The organism is Rhizobium sp. S96, assembly GCF_030382195.1.
Lineage (GTDB): Bacteria > Pseudomonadota > Alphaproteobacteria > Rhizobiales > Rhizobiaceae > Rhizobium.
Genome location: NZ_JAUDRY010000042.1, coordinates 325,524 through 339,319, shown reverse-complemented (window position 1 = coordinate 339,319; position 13,796 = coordinate 325,524). Strand labels below are relative to the sequence as shown.

Annotated in this window: 14 protein-coding genes; 6 read left to right on the top strand and 8 right to left on the bottom strand. The window is 59.1% G+C overall.

All coding sequences use genetic code 11. The features are described from left to right. The first annotated feature begins 279 nt into the window (after positions 1 to 279). The 3 genes from QTL94_RS27805 to QTL94_RS27795 all read left to right on the top strand — a co-directional run bounded on the left by QTL94_RS27805 (position 280) and on the right by QTL94_RS27795 (position 3,826). A complete protein-coding gene (locus QTL94_RS27805; RefSeq protein WP_289803809.1) occupies positions 280 to 1,608 on the top strand; it encodes an NAD(P)-binding protein in 1,329 nt (442 codons plus the stop codon). Positions 1,609 to 1,779: 171 nt separating this feature from the next. Beyond that, on the top strand, positions 1,780 to 2,862 hold the full coding sequence (locus QTL94_RS27800) for a glycosyltransferase family 4 protein (protein ID WP_289803808.1): 1,083 nt from the start codon (positions 1,780 to 1,782) through the stop codon (positions 2,860 to 2,862). A 31-nt stretch (positions 2,863 to 2,893) separates the two neighbouring features. Further along, a complete protein-coding gene (locus tag QTL94_RS27795) occupies positions 2,894 to 3,826 on the top strand; it encodes a glycoside hydrolase family 16 protein (RefSeq protein ID WP_289803807.1) in 933 nt (310 codons plus the stop codon). A 32-nt stretch (positions 3,827 to 3,858) separates the two neighbouring features. Here QTL94_RS27795 and QTL94_RS27790 read toward each other — a convergent pair whose 3' ends face one another. From QTL94_RS27790 to QTL94_RS27755, 8 genes are all read right to left on the bottom strand, one after another. Continuing rightward, positions 3,859 to 5,193 (bottom strand): amidase, encoded by a 1,335-nt coding sequence (locus QTL94_RS27790; protein WP_289803806.1) that lies wholly within the window; start codon positions 5,191 to 5,193, stop codon positions 3,859 to 3,861. Between the two features lie 2 nt (positions 5,194 to 5,195). After that, positions 5,196 to 6,227, bottom strand: a complete 1,032-nt coding sequence (locus QTL94_RS27785) for a DmpA family aminopeptidase (RefSeq protein ID WP_289803805.1) — start codon at positions 6,225 to 6,227, stop codon at positions 5,196 to 5,198. An 18-nt stretch (positions 6,228 to 6,245) separates the two neighbouring features. Then, a complete protein-coding gene (locus QTL94_RS27780; RefSeq protein ID WP_289803804.1) occupies positions 6,246 to 6,989 on the bottom strand; it encodes an amino acid ABC transporter ATP-binding protein in 744 nt (247 codons plus the stop codon). 25 nt (positions 6,990 to 7,014) lie between these two features. Next, on the bottom strand, positions 7,015 to 8,124 hold the full coding sequence (locus QTL94_RS27775) for an amino acid ABC transporter permease (protein WP_289803803.1): 1,110 nt from the start codon (positions 8,122 to 8,124) through the stop codon (positions 7,015 to 7,017). Positions 8,125 to 8,143: 19 nt separating this feature from the next. Beyond that, positions 8,144 to 9,001, bottom strand: coding sequence for an ABC transporter substrate-binding protein (locus QTL94_RS27770; protein WP_289803802.1), 858 nt, complete (start codon positions 8,999 to 9,001; stop codon positions 8,144 to 8,146). Positions 9,002 to 9,043: 42 nt separating this feature from the next. Beyond that, positions 9,044 to 9,907 carry a D-amino-acid transaminase gene (locus QTL94_RS27765; protein ID WP_289803801.1) on the bottom strand — a complete coding sequence of 288 codons (864 nt, stop codon included), beginning with the start codon at positions 9,905 to 9,907 and terminating at the stop codon, positions 9,044 to 9,046. Between the two features lie 200 nt (positions 9,908 to 10,107). Next, the gene (locus QTL94_RS27760; protein WP_289803800.1) at positions 10,108 to 11,040 is read right to left on the bottom strand and encodes a LysR family transcriptional regulator; all 933 of its coding nucleotides are present in this window, start codon (positions 11,038 to 11,040) and stop codon (positions 10,108 to 10,110) included. Positions 11,041 to 11,151: 111 nt separating this feature from the next. Next, on the bottom strand, positions 11,152 to 11,907 hold the full coding sequence (locus QTL94_RS27755; RefSeq protein ID WP_065693115.1) for an SDR family NAD(P)-dependent oxidoreductase: 756 nt from the start codon (positions 11,905 to 11,907) through the stop codon (positions 11,152 to 11,154). A 262-nt stretch (positions 11,908 to 12,169) separates the two neighbouring features. Here QTL94_RS27755 and QTL94_RS27750 point away from each other — a divergent pair, with 262 nt between their 5' ends. The 3 genes from QTL94_RS27750 (at position 12,170) to QTL94_RS27740 (ending at position 13,771) form a co-directional block, all read left to right on the top strand. Then, complete coding sequence (locus QTL94_RS27750) at positions 12,170 to 12,745, top strand: L,D-transpeptidase (protein ID WP_289803799.1); 576 nt, start codon at positions 12,170 to 12,172, stop codon at positions 12,743 to 12,745. Between the two features lie 170 nt (positions 12,746 to 12,915). Continuing rightward, positions 12,916 to 13,044, top strand: coding sequence for an ABC transporter (locus tag QTL94_RS27745; RefSeq protein ID WP_083199635.1), 129 nt, complete (start codon positions 12,916 to 12,918; stop codon positions 13,042 to 13,044). Positions 13,045 to 13,195: 151 nt separating this feature from the next. Then, positions 13,196 to 13,771 (top strand): hypothetical protein, encoded by a 576-nt coding sequence (locus QTL94_RS27740; RefSeq protein WP_065693117.1) that lies wholly within the window; start codon positions 13,196 to 13,198, stop codon positions 13,769 to 13,771. The last annotated feature ends 25 nt before the right edge of the window (positions 13,772 to 13,796 follow it).

The following is a 13,796-nucleotide window of genomic DNA, read 5'->3' as shown; positions in this document are numbered from 1 at the left end:
GCTCGCACCAATGCATCGCATTCTCGTGGCGCAAACGAGCCCGTAATTTCAAGCGCCACCAAGATATAGTAGCAGACTCAAATTCACGATATCAAGTGCCGATCAACAACTCGATCAAAGAAAAAGATTGATAGAACTGAGATTTACTACTTAAGCGTTATAAGTTCTTACGTATGAAACGCCGGATACATCCGAATATATCAACCTTACTCTTATCTTTTCAGGTCGGAAAATTTAATCTATGGTTGGGCTTGGGGGTCTTATAGACGGGAACAGTCTATGGGTGACGCAAGTAGCGAAATCGTCCGCGAGACTAACATCGAACCAGAGGGGTTTGATGCAATTGTTCTTGGAGCCGGGATTTCCGGCTTGGTGTCTGCTTCCGTTCTTGCAAAGCAGGGAAATCGCGTTCTCGTTGTCGATGAGTATAGCCACATAGGGGGCAACCATATCGACTGGTCGTCCAACGGTTACACATTCGACATCGGAAGCCTGATCTTCCAGGACGACTCCCCCCTGCTCGACCATTTTCCGGAATTGCTGACGCTTTACGTCCCGATCGATCCGAAGTGGGCGCGGTTGAACCCGCAAGGCATGGTAACGGCCTATCCCATCTCGCTGCGCGACGACATTCTGGGCGCCGGTCCACTGGAGATCACCAGAATCCTCGCTTCTGTCGCCTACGCGCGGATCTTCCAGCGGAAAATGCGGAACGCCAAGGAATTTTCCCGATATTGGATTGGCGCCTATCTCCTCCACCGTTCCGGGCTGGAATCCTATATGAAACGCTTCTCCGGGATCGGCGCGGAAGAAATCGACATTGATCTCGCCAGAAAGCGAATGCTCTGGATCAGCGAACATGCCTCCTTGAGAAATCTGGCCTCACGCGTGCTGAAGCCCAGGAGGCACGGGCCAACCAACCGCCAGATGGCGCGTCCGCGGGAAGGCTTTCGAACGCTTTACAATGCTGCGGCCGAGCGGCTGACAAAACAAGGCGTTACATTTCATCTGGATGCGAAGATGCAGAGCGTCCTTAGAATTCAAGGCAGGCTGCACTTGGATCTCGGCGACAGAACCGTCGCGTCCAGCCGGGTGATATCAACGATACCGATCCACCGAGCCGAGGAATTGTGCGGTCTTGATTCCGGCCGGCGGCTGGAAAGCATGACGCTCATCGCCCTCTATTTCAGCTTTTCCGGCGAGCGGGGGTTCAAAGAGTCGATCATCTACAACTTCTCTCACGAAGGCGCCTGGAAGCGCTTGACCGTCTATTCGGACTTCTATGGAAGGGTTGGCGATCGCGAATATTTCACCGCCGAGGTTGTGGCCAACCATGTCGGCGGATCCGTGAGCCAAGCCGAAGCCGATTTCCGTGCGCACGTTCAGGCAAACGGACTTTTCACCGGCGACCTGAAGCTCGAGGGAAGCCAGGTGCTGGACAATGCATATCCAATCTATCGCGAGGGCGCGGCGCGGCACGCAATCGAAGCTGGGCGACAGCTGCGGGCCTTCGGGCTCGAGTCCTTCGGCCGGCAGGGTGCGTTCAACTATCAGCCGACCGCTCGCACCTCGACCCTGGAGGCGGAGGCGTCCGTCAACGGCGCATAGGCCTATTGGATATCATGTCTGCCGATACGGTCCGAGAGACAGGAGCGAACGTTCGCGGCGGTCAGGGTTGAGATTTTAGCCATTGCTGACAAATGCCGATCGGGCCATACTTCGATCTCATCCATTGCGAGCGCATAGCATTTTTGCCGACAACGACACTGGGTGCTTTTCATGCGTATCCTGCATATTCTCAATCATACCAATCGGTTGAATGGGCACGTTCACGCGGCGGTCGATCTCGCATGCGCTCAAGGCAAGCTCGGCCACTCCGTCTGTGTCGCCAGCGGCGGCGGCGATTTCGATGCCCTGCTGCACAGGAACAATGTCGAGACGGTAGTCATCGATCACCACCGAAAGCCGGTCAACCTTCTCAAATCGTCGCTTGCGCTGCGTTCGCATGTGGCCGCGTGGAAGGCGGATATCGTTCACGCTCACATGATGACCAGCGCCGTCCTCGCTTGGCCGATCTGCAAATTCGCCGGCATCCCGCTGATCACCACAGTTCACAACGAGTTCGAAAAGAGTGCAATCCTCATGGGGCTCGGCACGCGGGTGATTGCCGTGAGCGGAGCGGTTGGCGCATCCATGCGCAAGCGCGGGATACCGGCTTCAAAGCTGCGGGTTGTCCTCAATGGAACGATCGGGTCCATGCGCTTCGAAGACCGCAACCGGGTGCCTGTTGCTCTCCACGCCCCTAGCATCCTCTACGTCGGCGGCCTGCACCCCAGGAAGGGGTTGCCCGACCTGTTCAAAGCCTTCGACATTGCTTACGCACAACACCCTGAGGCACGGCTCTATGTCGTGGGAGAAGGACCGTTCAGAAAGACCTATGAAGAAATGGTCGGCCAGATGGATTGCGCGACAGCGGTGAGCTTCCTGGGCGCGAAGGAAGACCCCTTTGCCTGGATGGCCGGCGCGGACATCTTTGTTCTGCCGTCTCACGCCGATCCGGCGCCCCTTGTCCTTTCCGAGGCGCGGGAGGCCCGCTGTGCGGTCATCGGGACCTCGGTGGACGGCATACCACAGCTGTTGGAAGGCGGAGCCGCCGGCATTCTGGTTCCCCCAGAAGACCCTGGCGCGCTTGCGGCCGTTCTCTGCGATCTTCTCGACAGTCCCGCCCGGATTGAAGAGTGGAAAGACAAGAGCCAATTGCGCATCGAGCACCTGACGATCGACCGCGTGGCGCGCGAAACGATGGATGTCTATGGAGCCGCCCTGTCGCCAATCTCGAAAACGGCCGCAGCAGCAGCCTGAAGCCTGCAACCTCAACCGGAGAGCCAACACCATGACCACCACTACGTCTCGCCGTGGTATTCTGATCGGCGCTGCCGCGCTGGCGGCCGGAGGCGGCTTGCTCCTCACCGGCAACCGCCCCGTTGCCGAAGAAACCCGCGACCCGACAGAAGGTCGGGCTCTCGCTTTCGATGAAAACTTTGCGATGCTCGATCCGGCAATCTGGTTTGCCGGCCCAAAAGCCACAACCTTCGATAGCGGTTTTTACGGCCGATCCGCCTTCAGCCGGATCGAAGGCGAGGAAGGCTTCCTCCCCTACGAGATCGTCGATGATGCGGCAGCGGGCAACGGCAAGGCACTCCAGATATCAGCCCGATATATCGGGCGTCCGATGAACGTGCCAAACTACTATGGAAACAACCTGCCCGAATTCCAGTGGATCTCCGGCAATATACAGACGGCGAAATCAGACGGCACAATCATGAAGGGCTGGAGACAGGGATATTTCGAAGTGCGGATGTGGGTGCCCGCGCATCCCCTGAGCTTCCCTGCCTTTTGGCTGATGAACGGCAGGAGCATCCTCTATCCAAAAACCAGCATCGAACTTGATGTCATCGAGCAAAAGGGCTTCGAGCCAACTCAATACGGCCTCTACCTGCACGAATGGGGCCAGCCCGGTGAACACCACGAAGGAATCGGCATGCATGCCGGAACAGACATTACCAAGGGCTACTTTCGCTATGGTGTTTCCGTCGATGGCGGCCGTTGCCGGTTCTATTTCGAACGCAAGCCTATTCGCGATCCAAAGACCCAGCAGGCGGTAGAATGGACGATCGGGCGTGCGGCGGAGATGGATGCGCAAGACGACGTTTTCTGGCCACTGATAACCCTCGCCCTGCAATCCGACGTTCCGTTCCCCAATCCGCTGCGCGATGAAGACCGGGAGACGAGACTGCGCGTTGACTACATGAGGGTCTATACCTGACCTCCACGCGACGGCGAACCGGCCAGCGGCTATCAGTTATTTGACAAGCTGTGCTCGACCAGCGCTGCGAGCCCTAAAAGACCCGCATCATCCCCACGGCGTCCACTGAGCATCAGCCCAATTGGACGGTGTTGGGACGGTCGACGAACCGGGATGGCAATAGACGGCTGGCCGGAGAGATTGAACACCGTCGCGTTTTTCGACGCCTGCAAGTCGTAGTCGTAGTGCCAGTTTCCGAGAACCGCCGGCATGGTGGTTGCTGCCGGAGCAACGAGCACGTCGCAATCGCGCATGGCCGCGTCCATCGTCTGTGCAAATCGACGAACCCGGCCCCGCGCATCCTGGTAGTCGGCCAGAGTGATGCGCGATTTTCTTTCCAGTTTTTCCGAGGCGCGTGGGCTGAACCGTTCGCGGTGGGACAAAAGCTCGCCTGCGAACGCTTCGTAAGCTCCCCGAAACAAGCGTGTGCTTATCGTCAGGCTGTCTTCGACCCCTGCCTCATCCAAATCGACGATCAAGGCGCCCAGGCGCTGCAGATCGGACAGGCACTCCTCGACTGCACCTGCGATTTCGGGATCACCGTCAAAGAAGAAGCGGCGCATCACGCCGATCCGAACGCCCGCGAGCCCATCGTCTCGCACGGCAGCATCTTGCCCCTCAAGCCCTGTAGCCGCAGCAAAAGTCAGTGCTGCGTCAGCCACGGTTCGCGTCAATGTGCCCACATGGTCCAACGACGGCACCAGCGGCACGACACCGTCCGTCGAGATGGCATTGAAACTCGGCTTGAAGCCGACAACCCCACAACAATGAGCGGGAAAGCGTATGGAGCACGCCGTGTCGGTCCCCAACGCCGCGAATGCCAACCCGGCGCCGACAGCGGAGGCCGAGCCCCCGCTTGAGCCACCGGCATCCAGGCGGGCATCCAGCGGATTGTGGATCGCACCGAAGAACGGATTGTCACTGGTGGTGCCATAGGCAAGCTCGTGCATCCCGACCTTGCCAAGAATGACAGCGCCAGCGTCCTTCAATCTCCGGACGACCTCGGCATCGTGCTCGGGAACCAGATCGGCGAACAGCTCGGATCCGCACGTCATGCGAACGCCGGACACCGCTATGTTGTCCTTGATGGCAATCGGTATGCCGTGAAGCGGGCCACGCCAGCGCCCCCGTGATCGCTCGGCGTCGGCAGCGCCCGCGGCCTCAAGCGCCAACTCCCGTGTGAGAGTAATGAAGGCGTTTAGCGAAGGGTTCAGCCGGTCAATGCGTTCCAGCATATGCTTTGTGAGCGCGACGGATGTGAGGGTGCCAACCCGCATGAGCGCCGACACCTCGGCAATGCTGAGGTTGTGCCAGTTTTCTCCCAGCATCCTCAGCGCTCGCTTTGACGCAGCCAGTCCGCGAGAGACCGTCGCTTCTGCCGCCCGCGGCCGGCCATTGCCTCGGCCGCACACAGCGAGTTCAGCACGGCCTCCTGCGTCGCTTCGGCAGCGGCGCGGAAGAGTTCATCTATCCTGCCTTCGTTGAGCGCCCGGATTTGAACGAAATCTGCGGGTTCATCGTGGTCGAAGACCACGCCCGTGCTGAAACCGATCGTGATATCGCCGCTTCCGTGCCCCCAGAAAGCACCGAGCCGAGCAAGGCCGGCGCCGCACCGACGGCTGACGCGCTGCAGCTGCCGGTGTTCCATCGGGATGTCTGTGGCAAGAACGATGATGACGGATCCCTTCTCGGCATCCTGCGTCGTCTTCGGGTTTGGGCGTCGGCCATCCGGCAGAACAAGATCGCCCGCTCGTCCGAAGTTCGAGAGAACGAGAACGCCAAGATGAAAATCCGATCCATCCAGAACGATCCTGCGTGACGACGTGCCAATGCCGCCCTTGAAACCGAAGCAGCTCATTCCGGTTCCTGCACCGACACTGCCTTGCGCCATCTCTTCACTTGCGTTCGCGAGCGCGAGACGGGCGTGCTCCTCGGTCACGGCCATTGCCTGGATATCGTTCAGCGGCCCGTCATTGCATTCGCCGACCACGGGATTGACCGTTGCCGTCTGCCTGCCGATATCGGGATTTTGCGCGATCGCCTCGCGAATGAGCGCATTGGCGCAGGTTCCCACGGCAAAGGTATTGCTGAGCAGGATCGGTGTTTCCAATGTCCCCAGCTCGTCGACCTGGACGAGGCCGGCGCTCTTGCCGAACCCGTTTATGACATCGGCGGCAGCCAGCACCTTCCGGCGATACATGTTGCCGCCATGGGGAACGATTGCGGTCACGCCCGTATTGATGTCGCCGGCCCGCAGCGTGTGATGCCCGACGCGGACTCCGGGCACATCGGTGATCGCATTGCGTGGGCCAGTGGGCATGGTTCCGCAGACGATGCCGAAATCACGTGCTGTTACGCTCACTGGTTGGTCCTTCCCAATTTACAGACGCCCGGCTTCGATGATGCTCTTCAGGAACGCCTGCGTTCTTTCGCCCTGAGGCCGTCCGAAGATCTGCGAAGGCGGACCTTGTTCATAGACGACGCCACCCTGAAGGAAGCAGACCTTGTCTGCCACTTCGCGGGCAAACCCCATCTCGTGGGTCGCCAGCACCATCGTCATGCCCTTCTTCGCAAGATCGCGCACGATGTCCAGAACTTCCGATACGAGTTCTGGATCAAGCGCCGACGTAATTTCATCGAGCAAGAGCAATGTCGGGTCCATCATCAGCGCACGAACGATCGCCACACGCTGCTGCTGACCGCCGGAGAGCCTGTCAGGATATTCGTTGGCCTTGTGCTCGAGTCCGATGCGGGCGAGAAGCGCGCGGCCCTTCTCGAAGGCTTCCTTCCTGGGCATGCCGAGCACCTTGAGCGGCGCCAGGGTGACGTTCTCGATCACGCTCATGTGCGGAAAGAGGTTGTAGCCCTGGAAGACGATGCCGATCTCGCGGCGCAAGGCATCGAGATCCACGCCCGGTCCGGTCACACGGTCTCCGTGAAGGCGGATTTCGCCTTCCTGGATGGTCTCCAGCCGGTTAATGCAGCGAAGCAGTGTGGACTTGCCGCAGCCGGACGGCCCGATGAGACACACGACCTCATGTTCCTCAATATCGAGCGAGATGCCGGCGAGAACCTCCACCGGCCCGTAGCGCTTGTATGCCTTGTCGATTTCGACGAGTGCCATTTTCAGAGTTTCCTTGCCTGCCGGCCTACATGCCCGAGCGCATCTTGCGGCGGTCCCGCTCGATCAGCTTGTCGACGAAGCGCGCCTGCGGAATGGTGATGACGATGAAGATGAGCGCAACCGTGGTCACGGCGGAGAGGTTGAAGTAGTTGCTGGCGATGATCTTCGACTGATTGAAGGCGTCGATCGTGCCGATGATGGCGACGAGCGCGGTGTCTTTCTGCAGGCTGATGCAATTGTTCATCAACGCCGGCACGATGCCACGGACGGCCTGGGGGACCACCACGTAGCGCATCGTCTTGAAGTAGGACAGGCCAAGCGACCGGGCCGCAGCAATCTGGCTTGGATGAATGCTCTCGATACCCGCCCGGTAAACCTCGGAGGTGTATGCGCCGTATGTCAGCGTCAGAGCGATGATGGCATAGGCGTTCGACGAGAGATCCTTGAGGATTGGAAGCCCGGTCAGCGGCAGACCGAAGCCAATCAGGTAGATGGTGATGATCGCCGGGAGACCGCGGAAGAGGTCGCCATAGATGATCGCCAGCGTGCGGATAGGTCTGCCTGCGTCACCGGGGAGTGTTCTGGCGATGGCAACGACCAATGCCCAGACGAGGATAAGGATGCCCGATACGAAAAAGATGAAGACGTTCGTGCCGAACGCCTTGAGGACCGCTCCGGCCGACTTGGCGATCAATCCAACGTCGAAGAACGTCCGGCTTACCGCAGCATCATTGACCACCAGGAACCATGCAAGGACGCACACGATGAGTAGGGATGCCGCATAGGCGAGTGCTCGCCAGGATGCATCGGAAGCATTGGCCCCGAACTCGCGCCCCAGATGAACGTCGGCTGTTCTGGCCGCCTGGCGTGACCACGACAGGGCGCGCACTGCCAACGCGACCACGAACAAGGGAATGATAACAGCAATGGTCGAGACGATCGCGACCGGCGTCCCCGACCAGCCCTGAGCGACCACATAGCCGCGAATGAAGTAGACCGTATAAACAACGGCAAGAAGAGTGAGGATCGCGCAGAGCAGCACCGCGACGGAGCGTCTGCCGTGGGTTTTCACCTGGTTGCGAGCGCGCCAGTTGATGGCGCGCTCTCCCCCGGCTTCAACAGCCTGTATCGACATGGGGTTCTCTATCCTCGGCTCAGGGCTTCCAGGCCGGAACATCGTCCGGCGACACGCCACCGAATGATTCCAGAAGATAAGCCTTCTCCAGCTGCTTCAGCGTGCCGTCGGCCTTAAGCTCTTCCATCACCTTGTCGATGATCGGATTGTTCGGCGAGCCCTTCGGATAGATGCCTGCCGTCTGGCCACCCGTCGAATACTTGCCCACGGCAACCAGCTTGCCGCCAGAATTAGCGACTTGGCCGAGCACGATGCCGAGATCGGTCATGACCCCATCAACCTTGCCTGCCACAGCCGCGGTGAACATGGAGCCCGTGTCGTCAAACACGTCGACCTTCTCGACCTTCAACTCGTCCTGGAGATAGGAAACCATGGTCGTCCCCGCCTGGGTCCCCATGTGGCTCGTCTTAATGCTCTTTTCATCAAGCGTCGAGCCAGCCTTGGCGGCAATACCGTAGTCCGAAGTCGCGTAGGGCATGGAGAAATCGACCACCTTCTTGCGCGGTTCGGTAACCGAGATCAGCGCCAGGGCGATATCGAAGTCCTTGTTCTGGCCAGCGACGATGGAATCGAACGATGCGTTGACGAGCTTGACCTTTTCGAGCCCAAGGCGGTTGGCGATGTTGACCGCCATGCAGAACTCGAAGCCGTCCTTGATCGTATCGGGCGTGTCGCCATTGAACTGGCCGACGGCCGGGAGGTTGATGATGACCGTGAACTGGCCGGGGACGGCCGGCTTGATCGATGCCGTGCCTTTCTGGCCGGTGAGCGGGCAATCGCCGTAACCTTCGGTCGCCGCAGCAGCAGTCGCCATCGCCAGCGTGCCGGCGAATAGAGCAGCCGCTGCTGACCTAGCAAGAGTAGTTGAAATTTTCATGGTTCCCTTCCTTTTATCGTTGTTGGGTTGAAGTCATTGCCGCTAAAGGATCGGCGCGGTTTGGGTCCGGGCGAGCTCCAGATAGGCGGCTTGCAATCGACGCGTAATCGGCCCGGGCTTCCCGTCGCCGATCGAACGTCGTGCAACTCGAATGATTGGCGTGACCAGGCTCGAAGCGCTCGTCAGAAAGACCTCCCTGGCATCGTAGGCCTCGTCGAGCGTGAAGCGGCGCTCCTCGATCGTGAGCCCCTGCTCCTCGGCGACGGCTTGCAGCGCCCGACGGGTGCAGCCAGGCAGCACGGCGTGAGAGTTCTGGCGCGTAACGATCACGCCCTCCTTGCTGACGATGTAGGCAGTCGACGACGCGCCCTCCGTCACGTGCCCATCTTCGACGAACCAGGCCTCGTGAAAGCCACGAGCTTTCGCCTGCTTCTTTGCAAGCACCTGCCCAAGCAGCATGACCGTCTTGATGTCGCGTCGCGCCCAGCGCGGATCGTCAGCTACATCAACGGCAACACCATCGCGCACCGACGCCGTGTCCACGATCTTCTTTGCCTGGGTAAAGCCGATAAAGCTCGGCTCGATTGTTTCGGGATATCCGAAATCGCGGTCGGCGACGCCGCGAGTCACCTGCAGATAAATGACGCCCTCACGCAGGTTGTTGCGTCGCACCAACTCGGTCTGGATCTCGACGATCCGTTCCTTTGCCATCGGCATGGGGACGGAAATTTCACCAAGCGAGCGCTCGAGCCGGGCAATATGGAGGTCATTGTCGAGCATGCGGCCGTCGATGACGGCTGTTACCTCGTAGATGCCGTCAGCGAAGAGAAAGCCCCGATCGAAGACTGAAATTTTTGCGTCTTCCTCCGCAACAAACGCCCCGTTTACAAATATCGTTCTGCTCACCCGTATGCCTCGCATTGATAGTATGCGCGGACGGTAGGCGATAAAGGATCGGCTGGCCAATGCATTGTTTTGCAAGCGTTATGCACATTTTGCATAAGACTGAATAGGCGTAAGTGTGCGAGATCGGGACCGCGCCAATGCGGTAATCCCTCGGCCCTAGATCAGCGTCGAAGACAGGTAAAAAAACGCGCGCCGAGCTTCTAGTCGTCCCTGGCTCCGGCGGACGATGGCAACGTCCGCGCCCCCATTGCGCGCCAAAGGCGCTCTACAATCGGACGGGATGAAACGGCGTGGCGATAGATGCGGATATCGACATTGATATTCCATTTGGGATCAAGGCTTGCCGGAGCGAGGCGACCGCTCCTGATGTCTTCCTCGACAAGCTTCTCGGGTAGCCAGGCCACGCCCCACCCCGCCAACGCCATCGCTTTCAGGCCGACGGAGATCGTGTTTTCGTGGACGATCGTCCGCGCAAAGCGCTCTTCACGTGCAAAATGCTTTGAAAGGGCCACCCCGAAAAACGAAAAATCGCCATAGCTCAGATAGGGAACAGGTTTCCCGGCGGCTATGCATATGTCGAGAAGCGGCCCACCATCCTCACACTTGCACACGGGTAGCAGCGTTTCCGTGCCGAGCAACAGATAGGGAAAGCGATCGCTATCAAGCCAGAATGGCACATCGCTGTGCGCGTAGCTGAGAAAGAAATCCACTTCCCCGTCAATCAACATGGCCACGTTGTCTTCGATGCCACCTCGGTCTGCGCCCAGTTTTGAGCTGACCGGCCCGACCGCGCGCTCGAGATTTCGCAACCACTCGGGAAGGAACGTCACCGTCAGCGTCTGCAATGAGGCGAAGGTGACGACATCGGATCGCGCACTCGCGGGTCGCAATCGTTCTCGCGTGCCATAAAAGTTGCGAATCGCCTCCTGCGCCGCCGGAAGGAAGGCTTTGCCTTCTTTCGTGAGCTCGGCCGGAAACGTCGCACGGCTAACCAGCGTCACACCAAGCCAGCTCTCAAGCTGCTTGATCCTGCGGCTGAAGGCGGACTGGGTGATGCTGCGTTCCTGCGCCGCTCGTGAAAAGCTGAGGCTCGACGCCAGCGCAACAAAATCCTCGAGCCACTTCAGCTCCAAAGTCCATACTCCCAAATGGCGTCAAACGCGGCACCCAAGGCGTGGCTGTGCCAGCATGACACGGCAAATCCGCTCGGCAGCCGTGAACTGCCACAGCGACGTGGTCTCCGACTAATGAGCGGTATAGGCGCCGTCCACCGGGTAATAGCTCCCCGTTATGAAGCTCGCCTGATCCGACAGCAAGAAGCACACGACCGCGGCCACCTCTTCCGGCGTCCCGCGCCGGCCCATCGGCTGAAGCGCCTCCATGCGGCGCGTGCTGGTAAACTCCTGGTGCTCAGACAGAAGAGGCGTCTCGATCCAGCCAGGCCCAACGACATTGATTCGCACGCCCATCCTCGCATATTCGATCGCCGCCGCCTTGGTCAGACCGACAACACCATGCTTGGCGGCGGTATAGGCCGATATGGTCGGCAGACCGACCGATCCTAGCACCGAGGACATATTGACGATGGAACCCCCGCCGCTGCCCAGCATCGCCGTGATCTCCTTACGCATGCAGTAGAAGACGCCGTTCAGGTTGACGTCGATAATCTTGTGCCAGTCCTCGATCGGATAGTCTGCCGCTGGCCTGCGAGGGCCGTTGATACCGGCGTTGTTGACGGCGAGATGCAGCCCCCCACACTCCCCTACCGTGAATTTGACAAGCGCTTCGACCGCTTCGGGATCGGTAACGTCGACAACGAACTCACGCGCCTTGCCTCCCAGCGAGCGAATATCCGCTGCGGTTTTACCGGCAGCGGCGGCATCGATATCTGCGATGATAACCTCGGCACCGTACTGAGCAAGTTCGCGGGAAATGGCGGCGCCTATGCCGGAGCCGGCACCTGTTACGATCGCGACCTTCCCATCGAAACCGAGCTTCATAATGTCATTCCTCATTCCTACTCCACGACGCAGTCGAGCAGAGGAGAATGCCTGACGCAAGAAGTTTCGTCGGCTTGTCCCGCCTCGGTTGCAGTCGCTCCATTCGAACACTGTGACCGGAATGCCTAAGTCGCCCGAATAATCAAGTAAGAATGATCGCCGGGCAGCAAAATCCACTGCGAAGACTTTGGCCGAGACTTGGCCAATCAGAATTGGAATGTTACACCGTCGGGAGGGCTGATTGATCGCATAGCGGGTGAAAATGGACAAAAACCAGATTACGCGCCGGGCGCTCGTGCTGTCCGGCTTGGCTTTGATCACGTCGGGGTGCAGCGGAGCAGGATGGTCATTCGGGAGCGGCGAACGAGGCGCCAATCCGAATTTGCGAAGGCGGGAGGTTGCGTACAGCACCAATGAAGCGCCGGGAACGATCGTCGTAAACACCTCTGAACGCTTTCTTTATTTGGTAGAACCTGGCGGTCGAGCCACGCGCTATGCCTGCGCCGTCGGCGAAGAGGGCCTCAGCTACAAGGGTAGAGCGACCATCGGACGAAAGGCCGAATGGCCGTCATGGACGCCGACCGCGAGCATGATCGAGCGCAAACCCCGCCTGGCGCAGTATGCGGGCGGCGTGCCGGGCGGGCCGAACAATCCTTTGGGGGCAGCAGCCCTCTATCTCTATCGCGGCTCCGAGGATACGAAGTTTCGACTGCACGGAACGAATGAACCGTGGCTGATCGGCCAAGCCGTATCGAACGGATGCATCCGTTTGACCAATGAGGATATCGTCGATCTCTACAGTCGGATTCCCGTCGGTACGCCAGTATTGGTCGTGTAATGCTTACATTTAACGGCAAAGACGCCACGATCTGTTAGTCATCTTGCGACACGCCCGGCGCTCGGAAAGCCGGTGTGTCATTTCCGCACTTGGCGTTCGTGTATTTTGCCGCTATTAGTAGATTCGTTGCCTTCGATAACCTTATTCCGTGCTGTGGAGAGGACTACTTGATGAGCAGAATTCTAATCCTATCACTGATTGCCGTGTTTTCCGTTGCGAGCCTGAGCTCGTGCGGGACTGTTGGTAAAGGCAAAGGTAAGGCGCCGCCGCCAGTAGCGGAAGCGCCTATCACTAAGTAACAGTCGATCTTTGCGTGGGGAGGGGGCAGTCACTGGCCCTTCCCCATTCCTCGTTCAGGCTAGACCGGCTTTCCCGCTTGCTCGTGCATTGGTAGCATGCGCGCTTGCCTTTTGCCTGCGCTCATTTCAGCTTGGGAGATGCCGTGTGGGGATGATGCTTGCTAAGAGCCATCTGTCACTATTCCTCTTGTTTGGTCTCGCGTTGACGTCATGCCAAACAGACGACAAACCACCTCAGCCGCGCTTCGTGTCCGACACCAGTGGAACGCCCGTCAAAGCAAATGCGGCTAACCAGTACTTTATCGAATTCCGATCCCGCTACGCGCTGACCTATGGCCACACTTATGCGGTGTTCGGTCGTCTGGACAAGGGCGGCGGGATGATCAATCCGCAGGTGGCGGGTCTCGCTCCAGCCTCGCCGGATGCAGCACCTTACGTGATGGGCCATTTCATCCCGGTTCCGGCATCAACCGGGGCTACGGATGGCGATCTGGAAGAGCAGTACAGATCAGCGAGTTGGCGAGTCCTGCTGACCGAAGCAGAGTACAACAAGGTTGTGCCGCACATTCGCGCTCTTCAGGCCAAGTCCAAGTTCTGGGAAGCGTCTGTCTACAATTGCAACGCTTTCGTTGCGGACATCGCTCAATCAATGGGATATAAGACCCCCAGTATTTGGCTGAGACCGCAACAATTCATCACGAAGCTTCGCGAGATGAACACGGGTTGATTGCGATCAGCATATTTTGGATCGC

Excerpts from the sequence above, each read along its gene's own strand:
- QTL94_RS27805 (WP_289803809.1), top strand. The coding sequence starts at position 280 with ATGGGTGACGCAAGTAGCGAAATCGTCCGCGAGACTAACATCGAACCA.
- QTL94_RS27800 (WP_289803808.1), top strand. The coding sequence starts at position 1,780 with ATGCGTATCCTGCATATTCTCAATCATACCAATCGGTTGAATGGGCAC.
- QTL94_RS27795 (WP_289803807.1), top strand. The coding sequence starts at position 2,894 with ATGACCACCACTACGTCTCGCCGTGGTATTCTGATCGGCGCTGCCGCG.
- QTL94_RS27790 (WP_289803806.1), bottom strand. The coding sequence starts at position 5,193 with ATGCTGGGAGAAAACTGGCACAACCTCAGCATTGCCGAGGTGTCGGCG.
- QTL94_RS27780 (WP_289803804.1), bottom strand. The coding sequence starts at position 6,989 with ATGGCACTCGTCGAAATCGACAAGGCATACAAGCGCTACGGGCCGGTG.
- QTL94_RS27775 (WP_289803803.1), bottom strand. The coding sequence starts at position 8,124 with ATGTCGATACAGGCTGTTGAAGCCGGGGGAGAGCGCGCCATCAACTGG.
- QTL94_RS27770 (WP_289803802.1), bottom strand. The coding sequence starts at position 9,001 with ATGAAAATTTCAACTACTCTTGCTAGGTCAGCAGCGGCTGCTCTATTC.
- QTL94_RS27755 (WP_065693115.1), bottom strand. The coding sequence starts at position 11,907 with ATGAAGCTCGGTTTCGATGGGAAGGTCGCGATCGTAACAGGTGCCGGC.
- QTL94_RS27750 (WP_289803799.1), top strand. The coding sequence starts at position 12,170 with ATGGACAAAAACCAGATTACGCGCCGGGCGCTCGTGCTGTCCGGCTTG.
- QTL94_RS27745 (WP_083199635.1), top strand. The coding sequence starts at position 12,916 with ATGAGCAGAATTCTAATCCTATCACTGATTGCCGTGTTTTCCGTTGCG.
- QTL94_RS27740 (WP_065693117.1), top strand. The coding sequence starts at position 13,196 with ATGATGCTTGCTAAGAGCCATCTGTCACTATTCCTCTTGTTTGGTCTC.